Annotated in this window: 19 protein-coding genes and 1 tRNA gene; 9 read left to right on the top strand and 11 right to left on the bottom strand. The window is 40.3% G+C overall.

All coding sequences use genetic code 11. From position 1 onward, the window contains the following. Positions 1–9: 9 nt before the first annotated feature. From mnmC to HMPREF0013_RS22255, 4 genes are read right to left on the bottom strand one after another with little or no spacing between them, the layout of a single operon-like run. Positions 10–1884 (bottom strand): FAD-dependent 5-carboxymethylaminomethyl-2-thiouridine(34) oxidoreductase MnmC, encoded by a 1875-nt coding sequence (gene mnmC, locus HMPREF0013_RS22270; RefSeq protein WP_005804735.1) that lies wholly within the window; start codon positions 1882–1884, stop codon positions 10–12. Between the two features lie 23 nt (positions 1885–1907). Then, positions 1908–2390 carry a hypothetical protein gene (locus HMPREF0013_RS22265; protein ID WP_005804734.1) on the bottom strand — a complete coding sequence of 161 codons (483 nt, stop codon included), beginning with the start codon at positions 2388–2390 and terminating at the stop codon, positions 1908–1910. A gap of 4 nt (positions 2391–2394) precedes the next feature. Further along, complete coding sequence (locus HMPREF0013_RS22260) at positions 2395–2697, bottom strand: YciI family protein (protein ID WP_005804733.1); 303 nt, start codon at positions 2695–2697, stop codon at positions 2395–2397. Between the two features lie 34 nt (positions 2698–2731). Next, positions 2732–3346 carry a septation protein IspZ gene (locus HMPREF0013_RS22255; RefSeq protein ID WP_005064166.1) on the bottom strand — a complete coding sequence of 205 codons (615 nt, stop codon included), beginning with the start codon at positions 3344–3346 and terminating at the stop codon, positions 2732–2734. 44 nt (positions 3347–3390) lie between these two features. Here HMPREF0013_RS22255 and HMPREF0013_RS22250 point away from each other — a divergent pair, with 44 nt between their 5' ends. Continuing rightward, positions 3391–4242 carry a PHP domain-containing protein gene (locus HMPREF0013_RS22250; protein ID WP_005804732.1) on the top strand — a complete coding sequence of 284 codons (852 nt, stop codon included), beginning with the start codon at positions 3391–3393 and terminating at the stop codon, positions 4240–4242. Between the two features lie 6 nt (positions 4243–4248). Here the strand turns inward: HMPREF0013_RS22250 and HMPREF0013_RS22245 are convergent, their stop codons facing one another. Both HMPREF0013_RS22245 and radC read right to left on the bottom strand, forming a co-directional pair. Beyond that, a complete protein-coding gene (locus HMPREF0013_RS22245; RefSeq protein WP_005064169.1) occupies positions 4249–5160 on the bottom strand; it encodes a bestrophin family protein in 912 nt (303 codons plus the stop codon). Positions 5161–5221: 61 nt separating this feature from the next. Then, positions 5222–5941, bottom strand: coding sequence for a RadC family protein (radC, locus tag HMPREF0013_RS22240; RefSeq protein ID WP_078210298.1), 720 nt, complete (start codon positions 5939–5941; stop codon positions 5222–5224). A gap of 99 nt (positions 5942–6040) precedes the next feature. On the opposite strand from radC, the gene coaBC reads away from it, so the two are divergent. Continuing rightward, positions 6041–7294: a bifunctional phosphopantothenoylcysteine decarboxylase/phosphopantothenate--cysteine ligase CoaBC gene (coaBC, locus tag HMPREF0013_RS22235; protein ID WP_002116235.1), complete on the top strand. Its 1254-nt coding sequence runs from the start codon at positions 6041–6043 to the stop codon at positions 7292–7294. A 64-nt stretch (positions 7295–7358) separates the two neighbouring features. Here the strand turns inward: coaBC and secF are convergent, their stop codons facing one another. The 5 genes from secF to queA all read right to left on the bottom strand — a co-directional run bounded on the left by secF (position 7359) and on the right by queA (position 13178). Beyond that, a complete protein-coding gene (gene secF, locus HMPREF0013_RS22230) occupies positions 7359–8324 on the bottom strand; it encodes a protein translocase subunit SecF (protein WP_005804728.1) in 966 nt (321 codons plus the stop codon). Between the two features lie 8 nt (positions 8325–8332). After that, the gene (gene secD / locus HMPREF0013_RS22225) at positions 8333–10234 is read right to left on the bottom strand and encodes a protein translocase subunit SecD (RefSeq protein ID WP_005804727.1); all 1902 of its coding nucleotides are present in this window, start codon (positions 10232–10234) and stop codon (positions 8333–8335) included. Positions 10235–10285: 51 nt separating this feature from the next. Beyond that, on the bottom strand, positions 10286–10615 hold the full coding sequence (gene yajC, locus HMPREF0013_RS22220) for a preprotein translocase subunit YajC (protein ID WP_002116168.1): 330 nt from the start codon (positions 10613–10615) through the stop codon (positions 10286–10288). Between the two features lie 97 nt (positions 10616–10712). Beyond that, entirely contained in the window at positions 10713–11846 is a 1134-nt protein-coding gene (gene tgt, locus HMPREF0013_RS22215; protein ID WP_005804726.1) for a tRNA guanosine(34) transglycosylase Tgt, read from the bottom strand. Positions 11847–12140: 294 nt separating this feature from the next. Next, positions 12141–13178, bottom strand: a complete 1038-nt coding sequence (gene queA / locus HMPREF0013_RS22210; protein ID WP_005804725.1) for a tRNA preQ1(34) S-adenosylmethionine ribosyltransferase-isomerase QueA — start codon at positions 13176–13178, stop codon at positions 12141–12143. Between the two features lie 182 nt (positions 13179–13360). Between queA and HMPREF0013_RS22205 the strand changes: the two genes are divergently transcribed. The 7 genes from HMPREF0013_RS22205 (at position 13361) to HMPREF0013_RS22175 (ending at position 21785) form a co-directional block, all read left to right on the top strand. Continuing rightward, positions 13361–13447 (top strand) — tRNA-Leu (locus HMPREF0013_RS22205). Between the two features lie 531 nt (positions 13448–13978). Continuing rightward, positions 13979–15250 carry a sensor histidine kinase gene (locus HMPREF0013_RS22200; protein WP_017400287.1) on the top strand — a complete coding sequence of 424 codons (1272 nt, stop codon included), beginning with the start codon at positions 13979–13981 and terminating at the stop codon, positions 15248–15250. 67 nt (positions 15251–15317) lie between these two features. Continuing rightward, positions 15318–18068, top strand: a complete 2751-nt coding sequence (gene glnE, locus HMPREF0013_RS22195) for a bifunctional [glutamate--ammonia ligase]-adenylyl-L-tyrosine phosphorylase/[glutamate--ammonia-ligase] adenylyltransferase (protein WP_005804723.1) — start codon at positions 15318–15320, stop codon at positions 18066–18068. A 24-nt stretch (positions 18069–18092) separates the two neighbouring features. Further along, positions 18093–19019 (top strand): branched-chain amino acid transaminase, encoded by a 927-nt coding sequence (locus HMPREF0013_RS22190; protein WP_005804722.1) that lies wholly within the window; start codon positions 18093–18095, stop codon positions 19017–19019. Positions 19020–19088: 69 nt separating this feature from the next. Then, the gene (locus HMPREF0013_RS22185; protein ID WP_002116427.1) at positions 19089–19976 is read left to right on the top strand and encodes a mitochondrial fission ELM1 family protein; all 888 of its coding nucleotides are present in this window, start codon (positions 19089–19091) and stop codon (positions 19974–19976) included. 13 nt (positions 19977–19989) lie between these two features. After that, positions 19990–20799, top strand: a complete 810-nt coding sequence (locus HMPREF0013_RS22180; protein ID WP_005064195.1) for a polysaccharide deacetylase family protein — start codon at positions 19990–19992, stop codon at positions 20797–20799. A 2-nt stretch (positions 20800–20801) separates the two neighbouring features. Next, positions 20802–21785, top strand: coding sequence for a glycosyltransferase (locus tag HMPREF0013_RS22175; protein ID WP_005804721.1), 984 nt, complete (start codon positions 20802–20804; stop codon positions 21783–21785). Positions 21786–21794 lie beyond the last annotated feature (9 nt).

Here is a 21794-nt window from a genome sequence, read left to right as displayed (position 1 = left end):
TGAAATGAATTATTGCGGTTTAAAATAAGGCTTTTTAGGTTTCACTTTCTTTTGGAACCGTTGAGGATTCAATTTTTGTAATAGGCGGTCTGGTACTGGACAAGCTTCTCCTAATATTTGAGCAACTAAGATTTCACTGCATAGCGGGGCGAATAAGAAGCCTTTAGAGCCAAGCCCAGCAAAAGTAGCAATTCGGCTATTGTCCTGCATTTTTCCAACTAGAGGAAAATAATCCAAGCTTTGTGCCCGTATAGATGCACGCCCTTGCCATGCCGAAGGTGATGGTAACTTTTCAGCATATTCAGGGAATACACTGTGGATTAATTCAAAGTTATGCACATGGTCTTCGGGAAGTACATCTTGATCTTCACGATTTGGGTAGAAAGACGCGCCTAAAATCATCTGTGAGGCATCAAGTTGCATGCAATAGCCGCCATAGCTATAAGCTTCATTTAAAGACAGAGGAGCAAACGTATTATCAACCCAGCTCACTTGTCCACGTATTGGTTTTAACTGCGGATAGCTGTCAAATAAGGCAGCACTTTCTCGAGCACAGCACACAACGACGTGATCTGCTTCTGCAATAATTTGATTATTGGTTTGCAATTGAACTTTATTTTCAGAAGAAACAAGTGCTGTGACATGGGCAATTTTGAGATTGATATATGGATGCTGCAAAATTTCATCACGTAATTGATGTGGTGAAACGGAACCAGCCTCAGTTAGTAATATGCTTGAATAATCAGTTTCAAGTAAGTTCGTTGAGTGGGTAACAACTTCTGCTGGATACTGATTTACCAAATCGAGAAGTTCTTCTGCATTTTTCAATGCAATTTGTTGAATTTGAAGTGGACGGAATGCATTAAAATTTTTATAAAAATTTAAAGCATGTTGCCAACTTAAGGTCATGAGGTGTTCATGACTTTGTTCAATTGGGCATAGTTTCGGATTAAGTAATGCCAAAGGGTTTCCAGAGGCACCCGATAATGCATTGTTTTGCTCGTATAAGGTCACTTGGTGGCCACGTGTTGCAAATGCCCACGCCGTGCTTAAACCTGCTACACCAGCCCCTATAATCGCAATATGCTGTTGCTCTGTAGCCAATGCGTGAGTTTGCCCTAATTCTGTGGAACCTTCATCAGATTCAGGCAGATTCCAGACTGCTTTGAGCATTTCTCGTTTATGGCCAAAACCACGTGGACGAGAAATATCAATACCATGTGCTTTGAGTCCACGTTTTAGAATGCCAGCAACACTAAAAGAGGCAAATGTAGTGCCATAACCTGAAAGACGGACAATATTGTTTAAAACATTCTGTTCCCACATGTCTGGGTTGCAAGACGGTGCAAAGCCATCTAAAAACCAGGCATTCACAGCTTTAGTTTTAGCCATGCTTGGGAAAATTTCTTGCGCATCTCCAAGCCATAAATCGATGCTAAAACGTTCTTTAGGGAAAGTTAAACGATGACATCCGGCAATAGGCAGGGGATATTGTTCAATTAACTGCTCTGCAAGTGGTTTAAGCTCATCCCAGACATTTAAAGCGCGAATGAGATCAGCTTTACTTAACGGAAATTTTTCTACGCTAATTGCGTGTAAATGGCTTTGATTATTAGGGCGAACTTGTTGCCAAAGTTGCCAGAGTGCAAGAATATTTAAACCTGTACCAAAACCGGTTTCTCCTACACTGAAATATTCAAAATCTTTTAGATTGGCTAATCGTTCTGATAAGTCGTTACCATTTAGAAAAACATGTCGTGTTTCAAATAGGCCATTATCTTTAGAAAAGTAGACATCACCAAATTGTTTAGAAATGGGAATCTCGATACCATCGACAAATTCCCAGTCCAGCTCTGCTGTTTGGATACGGTTTGATACGTTCATTGAATTTAATAGATCGCTTGGTATTACCACTGGCGTCGACGTTTTGTATGAATATAACTAGCAATAAAGAAACCTAGCAATACACCACCCGCTAAGGTAACAGCACCATATAAAAACATTTGCGCACTTCGTTCACTTTGTAAGACTTGAACCTGAACAGAGAGATTATCATTTTTTAGCTGTAACTCTTGGTTCTGAGCCAATGCTTCAAGGTTGGCATGCTCTAACTGCTTTAAGCGAGATGCTTGATCTTGAACTAAGGCTTTGATTTTTGCGTCTTGCTGTTGCTTGTTCTTTGCGAGCTGTTCTGCTGTAAGTGGTTGTGTTGCAGTTGGTGCGGCCGTTGCTGCTGTCTTGATCCCAGTTACAGATGTTGGAGCTGGTTTAGCGGCTTGAGCTGAAGGCGCACTTGGAGAAGGAGTTGCTGGTGTCGCAGCAGGTTCAACTGCTCCAGCAGTTGAACAAATCAAACACAAGCCAAGAAAGCTTTTGATTGCAAGCTGCATGCGATTACCCTTTTGGAAATGCTTTATTAAACGGTTTTACATCAACGTGAGCATAAATGCCTTCTTTAACAAATGGTTCTTCTTTTAACCATTCATCTAATGCTTCGCGACTGTCGAATTCAACAATCATGGTGCTACCATAGAAGCCTGCTTGCGGATCATTAGGATCTTTTGGCATAGCACCCGCTGTAACAAGGCGGCCTTCATCATCGAGTTTTTGTAGACGTTCGATATGCTGAGGGCGTACTGCCAAGCGTTTTTCTAAAGTTCCTTCATTATCGGTACAGCTTAGAACAAAAAAAGGCATGTAATCGTATCTCTATAATCAATCTGGAAGCACTTTAAGCGTCTGGTGACTTAAAATGTTTGCGTAAAATAATGAACTGAATAATGATAAATGAAAACATCACGATCATGTCACCAAATGCAGTAAATTCGCCCCAATATTTTCCACCGTGAAATAAAAACGCGAAGAATACATGGAGACAAGACATCACGACAAACATCGCAGCCCAAGCAAAATTGAGGTTTTTCCAACCTTTTTCACTCAAATCTAAAATCGGGTCAAATAAGCGTTGAATGAGTGGTTTACGGTCTTTACCAAACCAAGGTGAAACCAAGAATGCGCCTGCAAAAACTAAATTTAAAATCGCAGCTTTAAGACGAATATAGAAATCGTCACTTAACATGAGGGTGATGCCACCAAAAATGACAGTCATAAACAATACAAACCACTGTTGTTTATCAAGACGGAATTTTTGGAAAACGAATAGGGCACCATATACCACAAGCATTGAAATAATTAAGCCAGTCGTCGCTACAAGAATATTATTATTATCGGCACCACCAGCAGACCCGATCAGTTTCAGTAAAGGATGCTGGGTGTCAGTTGGATCAACTGTTTTATATAAATAGAAGAAAATAATTAATGGAACAAAGTCCAGAAGTGCTTTCATGTTAGAGTATCTGATCAGGTTTGGCGAATGGCATAGTATAAAAGATGCAAGGCATAGATTTACATACACATAGCAATATTTCTGATGGAACTTTGTCTCCGGAATTGCTGGTGCAAGCTGCTATAGATGTGAACTTGCATACGTTGGCTTTGACTGACCACGATACAATGGATGGGTTGCAGCGTGCAAAAATTGCTGCACAAGGCCATGATTTAAATATTATTTCTGGTGCAGAGATTTCTAGTCAGTGGTCGCGCCCAACCACTAAGAAGAGTTATGGTGTACATATTGTTGCTTTAAATATGCAAGATGAAGCACCAATTTTAGAAGCATTAGAACAACAAAAAAGAATTAGGGCGCAAAGAGCTAAAGTGATTTGTGAGCTATTAGAAAAATGTATTGGTTTTCAGATTTATGATGATGTTCTTGCTAAAGTAGAACATCAGGCGGATAGGATAACAAGAACTCACATTGCTAAAACATTAGTCGAGAAAAATGTCGTGACTCGTCCTCAACAAGCATTTGATCGTTTCTTAAAAGAAGGAAAACGTGCTTTTGTAAAGTTTGAAGGACTAAGCTTAAAAGAAACGATTGATGTGATTCATCAAAGTAAAGGCTTCGCAGTATTAGCACACCCGACCCGTTATGATTTATCTGCAACTAACGTTCGTTATTTAATTGAATTATTCGCAACTTTAGGTGGAGACGCAATTGAGTTACCTCCACCAATGGAACCTCTATCTACTCGCCAGATGATTGATCGAATGATTGAACAATATCAGTTGGCAGTTTCAATTGGCAGTGATTTTCATGGTGAAAATATGCCATGGATTAAACTAGGAAATACACCTAAACCCACTGATAAGCAGCATGGGATTTGGGAACGTTTTGTTTAATCGAGCTCAGAGTAAGTTGTTATCTTGAGCTTGAATTGGAGGAGGTGTTGGTTTACCGAGAGTCCCTAATAATTCAATCTCGATACTACGTACCATTGCATCTAGCGGTAAATCATTACTTTGCGTACCGAAAGGCTCTTCAATTTCAGAGCTTAGAGCATCCAGACCCAAAAATGTGTATGCCAAAATTCCGACGAGTAAAGGTGTTGCTAATCCAAGCAATGAACCCAGACTAAATGGCAACATAAAACAGAAAAAATAAACTGTACGGTTAAGCAAAACCGAATAGGCAAATGGAATGGGTGTATTGGCAATTCGGTCACAGCCAGTTTGTACGACACTTAAGTCGGCAACATTCTTATTCATTTGTGCATAAATGATGTCAGAAATTTCGCCTTCTTTAAGTGCCTGCAACAATTCCCAGTGAATGAGACTGAGCGTGTACTGAGGGGCATTATTTTGTTGGTAGAGTTGAGTGAGTGCTTGCTGACTCATACCACTGGTTTGAATCAACTCAGTTGGGTTCGCCGTCTGACGACGTAAACGGTCACGTAATACATTAGCAAAAACAATCACATGTTGAATAACACGCTCACGGCGAGCTTGAGTTAAAATACGGCAGTCACGGTCAAAATGGCGTGAAGTTGCGATTAGAACGCCCCATAATTTTCGGGCCTCCCACCAACGGTCATAACACGCAGTATTTTTAAATCCTAGGAAGATCGAAAGTACGACACCAATGAGTGTGAAGCCAACCAAAGGAATCTCTGGAAAGCGATAAAGATTGATGTATTCTACTCCACCAATGATTGCCGAGATCAGCATCACAACGCCTAGGGATGGCAAAATTTTGGGTAAAATTGTGCCTCGCCAAGAGAATAATACTTTGAAAATACTAGGCTGTTCCCGAACAATCATTTTATTTTAAACATCGCTATTTTTGTTTTGATCTTCTAGGCTTAGTGGTACTTTGTCAATATCATTGAACTGATATTGTTGTTGGGTTGAGCAGTTGTTGTTCAGCAAAGGAAAAGCTCCCTTCTGGTGAGATAATAAAATGGTCAAGCAAACGAATTTCGACAAGCTGACAAGCCTGTTCAAGTTGCTGAGTTAAGGCAATATCTTGGGAAGATGGTTGCGCTGAACCAAATGGATGATTGTGTGCAATAACGAGCTGGCAAGCATGTTGCTGTAAGGCATAGCGTAAGGTTTGATTGACCGAAACTGGGCAATGCTGAACTGAACCAAAGAATAGCTTTTTAAAATGAAGCTTTCTTAATTCGGGATCTAGGCACAAAACAGCAAAGACTTCTTGTTTTTCGCCTTTTAATTCATAGCGCAGATAATCCAAAACTAAATCTGATGAATGAAGGCTGAGATTATTTGTCTGGAAGTGATGATCGAGATAACGCCGTCCAAGTTCTTTGACTGCCAGTAATTGTGAATATTTCGTTGCCCCAATGCCATTAAATTGAGTTAACTCACTAAATGAGGCATCAAACACGGCATTAAGATTACCGAAGTGCTGAATGAGTAAACGAGATAACTCGACTGCTGAATATTGCCGTGAACCTGAGCGAAGAAAAATCGCGAGTAGCTCAGCATCTGATAAACTTTGTGGACCTTGTTGTAATAACCGTTCTCTTGGCCGTTCTTGTTCAGGCCAATTTTTAATAGAAGTATTCATATTCCCCAACATTATTCGCTTAAAATTTTATTTTGTTTGCCCAATCAATCTTGGGTCTGCGCGTATTTAATGCTATTGTGAGCGCCACTGCAACAGAAAGGTATCCTGTTCGTGAGCTTTGATCTAAGCGTTATTCCTCATAAAAACATTGTTTTAGCTGTTACTGGCGGAATTGCTGCCTATAAAAGTGCCATCTTAGTCCGCCGTCTCAAAGATTATGGCTTTGACGTGCGAGTGGTGATGACACATGGTGCTCAGGCATTTATTACACCACTAACTTTTCAGGCTCTTTCTGGTAATCCTGTTCATACTGAACTTTTAGACCCTGCGGCTGAAGCGGGTATGGGACATATTGAATTAGCACGTTGGGCTGATTTATTACTAGTCGCACCTGCAAGTTGTGACACATTGGCTAAATTTGCGAATGGTTTGGCAGATGATTTACTCAGTACAGTTTTTTTGGCAACAAAATCTCCTGTTTGGGTAGCTCCGGCGATGAATCAGCAAATGTGGGCGGCTAAAGCAACTCAACGTAATTTGCAAACCTTGGTCGAAGATGGCGTACATGTGATCATGCCGGATGCGGGTGAGCAGGCTTGTGGTGATGTTGGCTTAGGCCGTATGCCTGAGCCAGAAGAAATTGCTCGCCAAGTCGCTGGCTATTTCCATCAAGCTCAACGTGCCATCGCTGAGAAATTTGGACTGTTGGCAGGTAAGCGAGTAGTTATTACTGCTGGGCCGACACGTGAAGCGATTGATCCTGTCCGTTATATCTCAAACCATAGTACTGGCAAAATGGGCTTTGCTTTAGCCGCTGCTTGTTATGCTGCTGGCGCGCAAGTGACTCTGATTGCGGGACCTGTAAGTTTAGATACGCCTAATGGTGTTCAACGTGTAAATGTTGCCTCAGCACGACAAATGCTTGACGTCAGTATGAGTTCACTAGAAACAGGCTGCGATATTTTTATTGCGACTGCGGCAGTTGCAGACTATCGCGTAGCAGAAGTTGCTGAGCATAAAATTAAAAAAGCAGGGGATGAGTTGAATGTTTCCCTGGTTAAAAATCCAGATATTGTGGCAACAATCGCAGGTCAGGAAAAACGTCCATTTATGGTGGGCTTTGCAGCCGAAACGCAAAATGTTGAAGAATATGCGGCAGGTAAACTTGTTGCTAAAAAATTAGACATGATTGCGTGTAACGATGTATCACGTGCTGATATTGGATTTGCTTCCGATGAGAATGCGATGACAGTTTTCTTTGCTGAAAGCTATCACATGAAAAAGCGGGAGTTGGAGAAAGCATCTAAACAGGAAATTTCTCAACAATTGGTTGAAGCTATTTCGGATGCATTACGCCGTAAATAATTTTTGAATCAAATAAAAAACCGCGAATGAATCGCGGTTTTTTATTTGTCTTGTTTTAGACAACTTAAGGAATTTCATCCTCAAATTCAGGTTTAACCTGAACGATGAAGTCTTGACGGTTAAGACCACGCCATAATGCAAATGCAGTACCGATATAAATCGAAGAATAAGTACCGACAAATACACCAACAAACATTGCCACAGAGAACCAGTGTAGACCATCACCACCTAAGAACATCATTGCAAGTACAACAAGTAATAATGTCATTGAGGTATGAATGGTACGACGTAAAGTCTCTGTTAACGCAATATCGACGATTTCACGAGGAGTCGCACCGCGAATCTTACGGAAATTTTCACGGATACGGTCTGACACTACGATGTTATCGTTAAGCGAGAAACCAATAACAGCAAGTACCGCAGCTAACACTGTAAGGTCAAATGGCCATTGGAATAATGCAAAAGCACCAATAATAATGATGATGTCATGGAATAAAGACATTACGGCACCCATCGCGAGTTTAAACTCAAAGCGGATGGTTACGTAGATCAACATTAAGATAAGGGCAAGTGCAACTGCACCAGCAGAACGGACATAGAGTTCATTACCAACTTGACCACCAACAGAGTCCACTTTATGAACTTCGGCAGCATTATTTGGTAACTGCACTGCTTTAGTAATCGCATTACTAAGGTCTTCAACCTTAACTTCTTGTACTGGCATGCGCACAAGTAAGTCTTTATTACTGCCTAAGGTTTGTACTACAGCATCTTTAAAACCCGCTTTATCGAGTGCCTGAATAACTTCAGACTGATTGGCTGGTTGAGCATAGTTAAGCTCAGCTGAAACACCACCTGTAAAGTCCAAACCGAGGTTAAGACCTTTAGTCGCAATAAAGAAAATACTTGCCAAAGTAATCAGGATCGAGAAGATCGCTGCAGGTTTGGCAATCTTCATGAACGGGATGATTTTTGCATCATCCGGACGACCATATTGTTTTGAATCTTGTTGAGTCACTTTAGTCATCATTGATCTCCTTAAATGCTCAACTTTTTCAAATTACGGCGTTTACCATAAATGATTTGTACGATTGCACGAGTTACTGTAATTGCAGTAAACATCGAACAAATAATACCGATCATTAATGTCACGGCGAAACCTTTGATTGGGCCTGTACCAATTGCAAACAGAATGAATGCAACAAGGAACGTGGTTAAGTTCGAGTCAAAAATGGTGTTATAGGCTCGATCATAACCGGCCACAATGGCCTGTTTGGGTGAGGCCCCCCAGAGCATTTCTTCTCGGATACGCTCACATATCAATACGTTCGCATCGACCGCCATACCAATGGTAATAACGATACCGGCAATACCCGGTAAGGTGAGGGAAGCTCCAATCCATGACATCACGGTTAAAATCATTGCCAAGTTAAACACAAGAGCAAAGTTCGCGATTAAACCGAATACGCGGAAGAAAACCACCATCCAGATTGCAACGAGCAAGAAGCCGATTTGAGTAGACAATACACCTTTATCAATGTTTTCTTGACCAAGGCTTGGACCTACTACACGCTCTTCAACAAAGTACATTGGCGCAGCTAAAGCACCAGCACGAAGCATTAATGCAAGTTCAGATGCTTCTTGAGGAGAACTTAAACCGGTAATACGGAAAGTCGAACCTAAAACAGCTTGAACTGTTGCAGCGTTAATGACTACAGACTCAGTGTATGGCGTACGAACTTCTGTTTGTGCACCAGTTTTTGGATCTGTGACATAGTTAATTTTTTGCTTGTTCTCGATGAACAATACCGCCATGCGTTTACCAACTGCATTACGGGTTGCATCGGACATTAGCTTACCGCCAGCGCTGTCGAGCGTGATATTTACTTCGGCACCGCCAGAGTCCTGACTAAAGCCAGAGCTTGCATTTTGAACACGCTCACCAGTCAAGATTCGGTTACGTTGCAACAAGAGCTGACGACCGCTATCTAAAGACTCATAAGCAAATACTTCTGTACCCGGAGGTAAAGGTTGACCATTATATTTACCCGTATATGGATCGATATATTGATCATTTAAGTCAGAAACTAAACGGAATTCGAGGTTCGCAGTACGTCCTAAAACACGTTTAGCTTCAGCTGTATCTTGTACACCCGGTAATTCAACAACAATACGGTTGCTACCCTGACTTTGTACCAATGCTTCTGCAACACCAAGTTCGTTAATACGATTACGTAATGTTGTTAAGTTCTGATTTACCGCATATGACTGAATTTCTTGGCGACGTACATCGGTATAAGTAAGCTTTAAAGTAGAACCTGTAGAGCTTGCTAATGCCTGTTGGGTATATTCATTCCCATTACGACGTAAAAAATCCATTGCTACATCACGGTCAGCATTGTCAGCAAATTGAACAGTGATCACATTATTTGTTAATGCAAGACTGTTAAATTTGATCTTGTTTTCACGGAACTGACGACGCAAATCGGTGGCAGAGGTTTCCATACGTTGGGCAACGGCTTTGTCCATATCTACTTCAAGCAAGAAGTGGACACCACCACGTAAGTCCAAACCAAGTTTCATTGGTTTTGCCCCAATCTTTTGCAGCCATTCCGGTGTGGTTGGTGCAAGGTTTAGGGCGACAACATATTCATCACCTAAGTCACGACGTAATACTTCTTTTGCCTTTAACTGCGCTTCAGATGAACTGACACGCAATAGGGCAGCATTATTTGTAAAAGTATTGTCATGGCTCGCAATATTTGCTGTTTTTAAAATTTGCTCTGCTTTTTTCACCACACTTTGATCAATTTGGGTACCAGCTTTGGCACCGGAAATTTGAACAGCGGGCTCATCCGGATATAGACTAGGCAGTGCGTATAATGTACTGATTACCAGAACAACCAGAATCAGTAAATATTTCCATGCAGGGTAACGCATTCGCTTTCTTCTTAAATGAAAAAGCCGTGCTAAAGCACGACTGTTTTATGATTAAAGGTTATTTAGAGTGCCTTCAGGTAATACTGAAATTACGCTGGCACGCTGAATTTTTACTTCTACACCACGGCTAAGTTCAACAACTGCATAGTCACCTTCAATTTTGGTTACTTTGCCCATTAAACCGCCAGCGAAAACAACTTCACTACCAACACCTAAGCTCTCGATCAAAGAACGGTGTTCTTTAGCACGTTTTGCTTGAGGGCGCCAAATTAAGAAATAAAAGATTGCAACGAATACGACAATCATCAAGATGTTTGGCAAAATACCGTTAGTTGGGCCAGCTGCCGGTGCTGCATGAGCAGCAGAAATTAAAAAGCTCATTTTGATTTCCTAAAGTTAAAAATATGAGTCAGATAACTGACATAATCCTAATTCGTTTTGCAATTTACCTTGTCTTGAGGTTGAGCGCAAATCTGGCTTATTCATCAACCGGACATGGTGGAACTTCTAAACCACGACGGGTATAAAAGTCCTGAACAAATTCATCAAATGTGCCATTGTCTAATGCATCACGCATACCTTCAGTCAAACGTTGGTAATAACGTAAGTTATGAATAGTACCGAGCATAGATGCCAACATTTCTCCACATTTTTCAAGGTGGAATAGATAAGCACGGGTAAAGTTCTTACAAGTGTAGCAATCGCAATGTGGATCGAGCGGGCTCTGGTCATGGCGATATTTACTATTACGAATACGTACCAGACCATCAGTGACAAAATAATGACCGTTTCGCGCATTACGAGTCGGCATTACACAGTCAAACATATCGACACCGCGGCGCACCGCTTCAACGATATCTTCTGGTTTACCAACGCCCATCAAATAACGAGGTTTGTCATGTGGCATTTTATTCGGTAGATAATCTAAAACTTTGATCATCTCTTCTTTAGGTTCACCTACAGATAAACCGCCAATTGCGTAACCGTCAAAGCCGATTTCTAAAAGGCCATTTAAAGACTCATCGCGTAAGTCTTCATACATGCCACCTTGAATAATGCCAAATAACGCATTGTGATTTTTGAGCTCATCATGATGATGGGTTTTACAACGTTTTGCCCAGCGTAAAGAAAGCTGCAATGATTTTTGAGCTTCTTCATGTGTTGCAGGGTAAGGCGTACACTCATCAAAAATCATAACGATGTCAGAGTTCAAGACCTGCTGAATTTCCATAGAAATTTCAGGTGATAAAAATACTTTTGAACCATCAATCGGTGAGCGGAAAGTAACACCTTCCTCTTTGATTTTGCGCATTGCGCCAAGACTAAAAACCTGGAAACCGCCAGAGTCAGTCAAAATTGGCTTATTCCATTTAATAAAGTCATGCAAACCGCCGTGTTCTTTAATCACTTCAAGACCCGGACGCAAATATAAATGGAATGTATTTCCTAAAATAATTTGTGCCTGAATGTCTTCGATGTCACGAGGTAACATGCCTTTGACTGTACCGTAAGTCCCCACTGGCATAAAAACAGGTGTTTCAACAACACCATGTTCTAAAGTTAAACGACCACGACGGGCGCGCCCCGACTGACCTAATTTTTCAAACTTCATCTAAAAATCCTGAACACGAGCAGAGGCGAAGAAACAGTTCGCTGCTAAAAAGAGGGCTATTTTCCTTGATTCTGCGACGTAGTTCTACTACTAAATGTAGCTGTTATATAAAAAGATGGGAGAAACTAAGAATAGGTTTTATGGCATAGATATTTTAATGAAGGGAATATCTAAAATTCAGGCTTATAAAAATTATAATCGACTTGGAAAAGCTAATCGATATTGGTAAATATTTGCATCCTTATGATAGAAGATGTGTATAGATAATTAACAATATCGATCAGAATTTAATTTTTAAACTTTTAGCTTATCAATCAGCATTGCATCGCCATAGCTAAAGAAACGATAGCGGCTTTTAACTGCATGTTCGTAGGCAGCTAAAATGTTGTCTCTATTTGATAGCGCTGATACCAACATGAGCAGGGTAGACTCTGGTAAATGGAAGTTAGTAATTAAACGGTCTACGATGCAGAACTCATAACCTGGATAGATAAAGATTTGTGTGTCGCCCGTCCAAGCTGCAATTTTACCGCCATGAGCTTGAGCTGCGCTTTCTAAAGCACGTGTCGCGGTTGTACCAATGGCAATCACTTTATTGCCGCGTGCTTTAGTCGCCAAAATTAAATCAATAGTTTCTTGAGGAACATCACACCATTCACTGTGCATGACATGATTGGTAATGTCATCAGTACGAACAGGCATAAATGTGCCAGCACCGACGTGTAAAGTCACAAAAGATTTTTGAACATTTTTTTGCTCTAACTTTGCTAGTAACTCTTCGTCAAAGTGCAAGCTCGCAGTAGGAGCGGCAACACTGGCAATTTTTTCGGGATTATGGAAAACCGTTTGATAGCGTTCAGTGTCAATTTCTTCTGCTTCACGGTTAAAGTAAGGCGGAATAGGCAACTGACCATATTGCTCAAGTACAGGCAAGATCGGCTGTGAAAACTCAACCACAAATAAATTTTCGTGACGGCCACGTACAATCACAGGAATATTATCTGCACCAACAAAAAGCTCCGCACCTGCTTTAGGTGAGTTACTCGATTTGATATGACAATACGCCGTGGTGTGGTTCAGCATACGCTCAACCAAAATCTCAATAGCACCGCCTGTAGAGCGTTTTCCTTTAAGTCGAGCTTTCATGACCTTGGTGTCATTAAGCACCAACAAATCACCCTCTTCGAACAGATCGATAATGTCTGTGAACATGTGATCGTGATATTGACCCTTTGAGTCTAGTTGCAACAACCGCGAAGCACTACGTGATTCGAGAGGATAACGAGCAATAAGTTCATCAGGTAATTCAAAGGAAAAGTCAGACAGTTGCATATTTGAGAAAAAACACCACAAAAATTGGGCCTAGTATAAACTTTTTCGCTTTTTTATGGCTGTGCTTCTGATCTAAATCATGAAAAATGTTTAAATGATCTAAAAGTGAACGATAATATTCACTTAGGGTTTGACAAGTTTTACAAACGCGCTAATATACGCAACACAAACATACTTCCTCTCCCGAGGTGGTGAAATTGGTAGACGCGGCGGACTCAAAATCCGCTGTCAGAGATGACGTGTCGGTTCGAGTCCGACCCTCGGGACCAAGATTCAGAATCGTAAGATTCTACGAAAACCCCTAAGCTAACGGCTTAGGGGTTTTTAGTTGGGCATAAAGGTATAAAAAAGTGGATAGAGCTTAAGAAATTATGAAATGAGTATTTGATCCCGGGGGTCGGACTCGAATTTCTAGCTATAAATTTAGAGCTTATAAAAATCTTTCATTTTTTAAGCTTAAGAAGTTCTTCTTTAAATACCAAACATCTTTGATAAAAGCGAAACTGAGCAAGAATCTAAACTCTTATTCAACTAATATTTTTGTCCATCTTTTAATAATATTATGAACTCGCATTTCTAACATCTTACAACTGTCTACCTTCAAATATTTGTTGTATTTTTCTCAAGCATACCCACTTTATGTATCTGAAAACCTTTAATTGAAACTTCACATTTCTATTTTGAAAAGAACGTTGCTCTTTTAATGTACTGTGTTAAAGTTTGTAGTAGATCATAATGATTATAAGTACATTTCTTGAGAGCGGTTCCGACCAAAAACGACATAATCTGTGAGGCGGGCAATGACATTCCAACGTTTAGAACTAAATCAGGTTGAGCAGTTAAGTGCTTGTAGGATATCCCTGTTGCTTGGATTAAATGCCGAGCAGAACTACATCGAGCAATTTTTCCGGTTTAGTCTTCGTCTTTTGAATTGTAAAAAAGCCTTATTGACTTTTAATCAGGAACCCTACTTTTGGCACCGTTGCCCTGAAGGCATGACCGCCATTTCATTTAAACCATCAAAGCATTTAAAACAGTGCTTCGCCAAACAACAGACTATTAATCACTTACATCCCTCATATCAAAATTTAATCAACTATTTAAAAGAATTAAATATTGAGTGCAGCAGGGCATTGGCTGTGCATCTTTTACACCCTGATAAAACCTCGATGGGCTTTGCTGTCTTTTTTGATGACGATGCTGCAACATTTGAAGATGATGATATTCAATTATTGCTCGATTATTGTTCTACTTTTATGCAGCAAGTCGAGTTGAAGTTTAACTATGAAGAGTTAAACGAGCTCTATGAACAACAGGTAGCGATTAATTCGAGTAAGACAAAATTTTTCTCGATTATCTCACATGACTTACGTGCACCGTTTCATGGATTGCTTGGATTTTCTGAGGTACTCGCCAAAGAGCGAGAAACTTTAGATGAATCTAGTATTCAAAATATTGCAGATTATTTATACGACACCTCACAATCGACCTATAACTTGCTTGAAAGTTTGCTGACATGGGCGATGGCCGAGGGAGGGCGTTTTGTCTATCACCCGATTAACTTTAAGCTTAGACAAGTCAGCAATATCGTTTGCGATGTACTGCACACTTTAGCTTTAAAGAAAAATATTGAACTGGTTAATGGCGTTCCAGATGATTTAAATATCTACGCCGATATCAATATGATGACCTCTGTAATTCAAAACTTGGTGTCAAACGCGCTGAAATTTACCGACGTCGATGGATCGGGCAAAGTCTTTATTGAAGCTCGACAAGTGGATACAAATGTAGAAATCACAGTTCGAGATACAGGTTTGGGTATGACCGAGCAACAAATGGCAAATTTATTCCATCCACGTATTACTGCTAGCTTTAAAGGCACTGCGGGGGAAAAAGGGGCTGGCTTAGGTTTGAGTCTTTGCAAGCGTTTTGTCGAGATTAATCAGGGGCAAATTACTGTTAGTTCCAAAGAAGGGGTGGGAACGACATTTAAGGTTCAATTACCTTCAGTTCAAGAAAGTCATGAGGTTCATACCGAACATCATTCTTCATCAGAAGCAAAATTAGTCTAATCCCTTTTCCTAACACTACTCGAACTGCTATAACTAAAAACAGAGTACGAGGAAAAGAGCTTTTTATATGAATGCGGAGCAGTTACAAAAAACATTGCGTGCGAGTCAGTACGCAGAACAAGTTTTAGGCTTGCATCAAGCTGTTTTAGAACAAGATTATCAAATAGATCAATTTACTGCACCGCTCTCGACTGAACAGATTTATCAATTTGTACAAACTACATTAGATGGAATTGGTGACGAAACGTCTTGGATGCGCGGAATGCGCATTTTACGTAGCCGTTTAATGTTCCGCTGGATCTGGCAGGATGCCAACCAGCTGACCGATGTTGTCACACTCACTCGCGAACTTTCTGATTTTGCAGATGTCAGTATCTGTGCTGCAAAAGATTTTGCACGTGTCGCACTTGTGGCGAAACATGGTGAACCTGTGAGTTACTCTGGCAAAGTTCAAGATTTGATTGTTGTTGCCATGGGTAAGCTTGGTGCTCAAGAGCTTAATCTGTCGAGTGATATCGACTTAATTTTTGCCTTTGATGAGCAAGGTGAAACCAACGGTCGCAAATGTATTGATGTACAGCAGTTCTGTATTTTGTGGGGACAAAAACTCATTTATTTGCTTGAACACATTACTGCCGATGGTTTTGTGTTTCGAGTCGACATGCGCTTGCGCCCTTGGGGGGATGGTTCGGCATTAGCGATTAGTCATGCCGCTTTAGAAAAATATTTAAGTCAACATGGCCGTGAGTGGGAGCGTTATGCATGGATTAAAGCGCGTGTAGTGACTGGAGGTAAAGAAGGGCAGGATTTGTTAGAAATGACACGTCCTTTTGTATTCCGCCGTTATGTCGATTACACCGCTTTTGCTGCTATGCGTGACATGAAAGCGATGATTGAGCGTGAAGTGTTACGTCGTCATATTGAGGATGATATTAAACTTGGGGCGGGTGGTATTCGCGAAATTGAGTTTATTGTTCAGGTATTTCAACTTATTTATGGCGGGTCTAAACGTGAGTTACAAGACCGTCAATGTTTAGTCAGTCTTGAGCACATTGGGGAAGCTGGCTTATTAGAAAAACAAGCTGTATTAGAGCTTGAAGATGCTTACCTATTCTTACGCCGTGTTGAACATGCAATTCAAGCTCTAAACGATCAACAAACTCAGTTATTGCCGGAAGAATTAGATCTAAGACAACGCATTATAGATACTTTGGGTTTTACGAGCTGGAATGAGTTTCTCGATGTTCTTAATGAAAAACGTCAAAAAGTAAAAGTTCAATTTAAGCAACTGATTGAAGATACCAGCTCTAATGCAGCAACTGAAAATTTTGGGCAGTTAGAGCAGCAGTTAGATGAAGTGTTAGATGACAATGCGAAAAATCTGATTCATGAGTTTTGGCATGGTCATGCACTTAAAAAACTTCCTTCAAATGCTGTGCAGCGTTTAAAAACGTTTTGGCCTCATTTAATCGAAGCGATCTTACAGTCTGAACAACCACAAACTGCACTGTTGCGCTTAATGCCACTGATTGAATCGGTCATGCGTCGAACAGTGTATTTGGTGATGTTGATTGAAAGTAAAGGCGCATTGCAACGCTTAGTGAAAATGGCGACGGTGAGTCCGTGGATTTGTGAAGAGCTAACGCAATATCCAGTACTGCTGGATGAGTTCTTATCGATGGATTTTGAGTTACCAAAACGTAAGGACTTAGAAGATTCATTACGTCAGCAGTTGCTTCGTATTGAGATTGATCAGGTCGAAGACCAAATGCGGGTGCTTCGCCTGTTTAAAAAGAGCAATGTACTCACTGTTGCTGCAAGTGATGTCTTAGCTGAGAGCCCTCTCATGAAGGTTTCCGATGCATTAACTGATATTGCTGAAGTTAGTGTTAATGCAACACTTAATTTAGCTTATCAAACAGTAGCAAAACGTCATGGTTACCCTTGCGATGTTGATGGAAAACGCTGCTCACTCGACTATAAAGCTTTTGCTGTTATTGGTTATGGCAAGGTGGGTGGCATTGAGCTTGGCTATGGTTCTGACTTAGACCTTGTCTTTATTCATTATCTAGATGAACAATCTGATACGGATGGAACCAAGTCAATTAGTGGTTTTGAATTTGCTATGCGTGTTGCTCAAAAGTTTATGTCTTTGATGACTACGCAAACGCTAGATGGCCGTGTCTATGAAATTGATACACGCTTAAGACCTTCAGGAGAGGCAGGTTTATTGGTAACGAGTCTGAAAGCCTATGAACACTATCAGTTGAAAAGTGCATGGCTTTGGGAACATCAGGCATTAGTACGTGCCCGCTCTATTGCAGGTGATGAGGTGCTTTGCCAGAAATTTGAAATATTTCGACGCGAGATATTGACTCAATCTAGAGATGAGGCTTATGTTCGTGAGGAAGTGTTGAAAATGCGTCAGAAAATGAAAGACCACCTAGGTTCGTCTTCTGAACAAAAAAAACATGGTATTTTTCATTTAAAACAGGACGCAGGTGGTATCGTCGATATCGAATTTATGGCACAGTATGCTGTACTTGCATGGAGCGGGACGAAACCCGATCTCGCCCATTATTCTGATAATGTAAGAATATTAGAAGATGCTGCTAAAGCAGACTGCTTATCCAGTGAAGATGCCACAGCATTAATTCGAGCCTATCTTAGTGAACGTGCCGAAAGCCACCGCTTAGCCCTTGCAAATCAATCCATGCAAGTCAGCGCAGCGGACTGGCGTAGTACCCGTGCGGTCGTTTGCAATTTATGGCAAAGATTAATAGACCCAACCGCCTCGGTTGAGTTGGATAGTGAATGATTTTATAACAATTTGGAGTGTTCCATGAATTTGGCTGATCGTGATGGTTTTATTTGGCAAGATGGAAAATTAATTGATTGGCGTGATGCAAAGATTCACGTTTTAACCCATACATTACACTACAGTATGGGCGTATTTGAAGGTGTTCGTGCTTATGAAACTCCTAAAGGTACTGCCATTTTCCGTCTTCAAGACCACACAAAACGTTTGTTAAATTCAGCAAAAATTTATCAAATGAAAGTGCCGTATGATCAAGCCACGCTTGAACAAGCACAAATCGATGTTGTTCGTGAAAATAAATTAGCTTCTTGCTATTTACGTCCGTTGATCTGGATCGGTTCAGAGAAACTAGGTATTGCAGCAACAAATAACACGATTCATGCTGCTGTTGCTGCGTGGGCGTGGGGTGCATACCTTGGTGATGAAGCGATGGCGAAAGGTATTCGCGTTAAAACTTCATCATTTACTCACCATCATCCAAACGTGACTATGTGTAAAGCAAAAGCATCTGGTAACTACACGTTGTCAATTCTTGCTCACCAAGAAGTTGCACACTCAGGTTACGATGAAGCAATGTTAATGGACCCACAAGGTTATGTATGCCAAGGTTCAGGTGAAAACGTATTCTTGATTAAAGATGGCGTTTTACACACTCCAGATATCGCTGGTGGTGCGCTTGATGGTATTACACGTCAAACTGTGATGGCAATCGCTAGAGATCTTGGTTACCAAGTTGTTGAGCGCCGTATTACACGTGACGAATTCTATATTGCAGACGAAGCATTCTTCACAGGTACTGCTGCTGAAGTAACACCAATTCGTGAATACGATGACCGTCCAATCGGTTCGGGTACCCGTGGTCCAATTACCACTGAAATCCAAAAAACTTACTTTGATGCGGTTCAAGGTAGAAATCCGAAATATGAACACTGGTTAACTTACGTAAAATAAGTTAATCCGTTAACATAAAAAGGCGAACTTCGGTTTCGCCTTTTTTATTTTTTGGCTTAGGGAGCTTCTATGCATATTGTCTATGTGTCTGATGGTAAGGCAGGGCACCGCTCACAAGCATTAGGCTTGTTTCAGGCAATGCAAAGACAACAGCCAGAAACAACTTTTGAAGAGGTCCTAATTTCTGATTTACCTATTATTTCCTTAATTCAGGCACTCTTCTCTTCGAAAAATTCCTTATTTAAACAAGCGCCTGATTTTGTATTTGGCGTGGGAAGCCACACACATTTTCGTGTTTTGTTGCTCGGTAGAATTTTTAAAAAGGCTAAAACGATTATTTTAATGAAGCCGAGTTTACCTATTGGTTGCTTTGATTATGCTGTTATTCCGGAGCATGATGGTATTCACGCCGATAACCATGTGATTGTCACGCGTGGTGCATTAAATCCTATCCGTAATGAAAATCGTCATCAAACCGCGAGAGTTTTAATCGCTTTAGGTGGTTCATCTAAACGACATCAATGGAACCAAAATAAAGTATTAACCAGTGTTCAAAAAATTGTTGAGAATAATCCAGATGCTGAAATTATTCTGACCACTTCACGTCGAACCCCAGCAGAGTTTGTCGATATTTTAAGGCAACAAAGTTTTGCCCAGCATTTACACATATTTCCAGTTGATCAAACACCCCAAGGCTGGATTTTCGAAGAAATGCAAAAAGCGGAAGCAGTTTGGGTGACAGAAGACAGCGTCTCTATGATTTTTGAGGCGCTTACCGCGGGTTGTCGAGTCGGGGTGATGGCAATGGACCGTTTGAAAGACGACCGGATTACGCACTCAGTTGACCAAATGTTAGAATCAAAATTAATCTCACAGCAGACTTATGTTGTACAGTTACCACAACCTTATGCTTTTAAAGAAGCAGACCGTGTGGCAACATATCTTTTAGCAAAATAATGAGTTTGAGATTGTGCTATATATACTGATTTTATTGGTTCTGCTTATCTTCGTATTAAGTTATAAGTATGCTTGGTGGAAGCCGAAAATAAGTTGGAATCAGCCTCGTATATTGATGTATCACATGGTCAGAAACCATATTGATGGTGCTAAATTTAATAAACTTCGTGTGAAACCCGCTGAATTTGAAAAGCAGATTGCCTGGATGAAATCACAAGGATTCCATTTTGTAACTATGCAAGAGTTACAAAATGGTTGGGGGGAACACCCTGCTAAAACAATAGCAATTACATTTGATGATGGTTATTTAGATAACTTACAAAATGCCTATCCAATTTTAGAAAAATATCAAGCAAAAGCAACAGTTTATGTGGTGGTTGACCGTCATGATAGAGATTGGTCAACTTATAAAAAAGAACATCACAATAGTGGTGAACTTATGCGTGAAGCTAAGTTGAATGATGCCCAAGTCAAGCAACTCGCAGACAGTGGGCTGATTGAAATTGGTTCACATACATTGACGCATGCCAATTTAAATAAACTCAGTGATGCCGATTGTTTAAGAGAATTGACTGACTCAAAGCAACAACTTGAGCAATTAATTTGCAAACCCGTGACCAGTTTTGCATATCCATTTGGGATTTATTCAGACCGCGATGTCAAACTGGTAAAACAGTCAGGGTATAGCAATGCTGTAACGACTGTAGAAGGAATTGAAGGCGAACAGCCAGACTTTTTTCAACTACAACGTATTAAAATCAGTGGTAAAGATTCATTATTTGCTGTCAAGCTCCGTTTAAAGCTTGGTAAGCGTGAGGGATAAGCATGAAAATTACTCTTGTAATGGCGAGTGATGAGGAAGGGGGACTAGAAAAGCATGTACTTGAGTTGGCTGCTGGTTTGTCACAATCACATGAAGTATCTTTAATTGCACATCAGAAATATAAAAGTCAGGTGAAAAGTGCGGTGAACTTTGTGGCTTTCGACATGAGTGGTAGCCGTTATAACCCATGGACAAAATATCGGCTTAAAAAATTAATATTGACGACAGAGCCACAAGTGCTACATGCTCATGCTTCGAAAACAGCAAAACTTTTACAAGGTATATTGAATAGTTTGAATTTTCCATGTGTTGTAACCATGCATGGTGCAAAAAAGAATATTAAAACCTATTTGGCATTTGATCATATTATTTGTGTAAGTAAACGTCTTGCACAAATAGTAGGGCAACCACATAAAGTAAGTGTGGTTTATAATGGGATTTCCTTAAATATAACTGCTCAACCATTTGTAAAGAATAGAAAATTTATTGCAATAGGCCGTTTAAATGAAGTGAAAGGTTTTAATCTTTTATTAGCCGCTTGGCAGAACATTCCTTGTGAATTAACTATTATTGGTGATGGTGAAGAACGGGACAGACTGGAAAAATTGATTAAAGAATATCAGTTAGCTGATCGTGTTAAGCTATATGGTTATAGTAATAATATTCATCCATTGATTGCGGAACATGAAGCCTTAATTGTTTCATCTTTACGTGAAGGCGGTCCTTATACACTTGCTGAGACCTTGTTGCTTGAGCGACCAGTTATTGGTACAAATGTCGGGATGATGTCTGAATTTATTCCCACAGAATTTTTATGTGAACCTAATAATATATTGGCTTTACAGCAGCTCATCCAAAATTATTTAAAAATATCTGATCCAGAGAGTAGTTTTAAAACTGCTTATGTACTAGCACAAGAACAACTTACTTTCACGAAAATGATTGATCATACAGTACAAGTATATCAGTCACTGTTTTCAGTATAGGATTATGTA

It is taken from the genome of Acinetobacter sp. SH024 (genome assembly GCF_000163635.1).
Taxonomy (GTDB): Bacteria; Pseudomonadota; Gammaproteobacteria; order Pseudomonadales; family Moraxellaceae; genus Acinetobacter; species Acinetobacter pittii.
Note: the sequence above shows the minus strand (reverse complement) of the source record. Positions and strands in the feature narration are given on the sequence as shown.

Coding starts and splice junctions, on each gene's coding strand:
- secD (WP_005804727.1), bottom strand. CDS start 10,234: ATGCGTTACCCTGCATGGAAATATTTACTGATTCTGGTTGTTCTGGTA.
- radC (WP_078210298.1), bottom strand. CDS start 5,941: ATGTTGGGGAATATGAATACTTCTATTAAAAATTGGCCTGAACAAGAA.
- HMPREF0013_RS22260 (WP_005804733.1), bottom strand. CDS start 2,697: ATGCCTTTTTTTGTTCTAAGCTGTACCGATAATGAAGGAACTTTAGAA.
- HMPREF0013_RS22255 (WP_005064166.1), bottom strand. CDS start 3,346: ATGAAAGCACTTCTGGACTTTGTTCCATTAATTATTTTCTTCTATTTA.
- HMPREF0013_RS22190 (WP_005804722.1), top strand. CDS start 18,093: ATGAATTTGGCTGATCGTGATGGTTTTATTTGGCAAGATGGAAAATTA.
- queA (WP_005804725.1), bottom strand. CDS start 13,178: ATGCAACTGTCTGACTTTTCCTTTGAATTACCTGATGAACTTATTGCT.
- tgt (WP_005804726.1), bottom strand. CDS start 11,846: ATGAAGTTTGAAAAATTAGGTCAGTCGGGGCGCGCCCGTCGTGGTCGT.
- mnmC (WP_005804735.1), bottom strand. CDS start 1,884: ATGAACGTATCAAACCGTATCCAAACAGCAGAGCTGGACTGGGAATTT.
- HMPREF0013_RS22265 (WP_005804734.1), bottom strand. CDS start 2,390: ATGCAGCTTGCAATCAAAAGCTTTCTTGGCTTGTGTTTGATTTGTTCA.
- secF (WP_005804728.1), bottom strand. CDS start 8,324: ATGATGACTAAAGTGACTCAACAAGATTCAAAACAATATGGTCGTCCG.
- HMPREF0013_RS22200 (WP_017400287.1), top strand. CDS start 13,979: ATGACATTCCAACGTTTAGAACTAAATCAGGTTGAGCAGTTAAGTGCT.
- yajC (WP_002116168.1), bottom strand. CDS start 10,615: ATGAGCTTTTTAATTTCTGCTGCTCATGCAGCACCGGCAGCTGGCCCA.
- HMPREF0013_RS22245 (WP_005064169.1), bottom strand. CDS start 5,160: ATGATTGTTCGGGAACAGCCTAGTATTTTCAAAGTATTATTCTCTTGG.
- HMPREF0013_RS22250 (WP_005804732.1), top strand. CDS start 3,391: ATGCAAGGCATAGATTTACATACACATAGCAATATTTCTGATGGAACT.
- HMPREF0013_RS22185 (WP_002116427.1), top strand. CDS start 19,089: ATGCATATTGTCTATGTGTCTGATGGTAAGGCAGGGCACCGCTCACAA.
- glnE (WP_005804723.1), top strand. CDS start 15,318: ATGAATGCGGAGCAGTTACAAAAAACATTGCGTGCGAGTCAGTACGCA.
- HMPREF0013_RS22175 (WP_005804721.1), top strand. CDS start 20,802: ATGAAAATTACTCTTGTAATGGCGAGTGATGAGGAAGGGGGACTAGAA.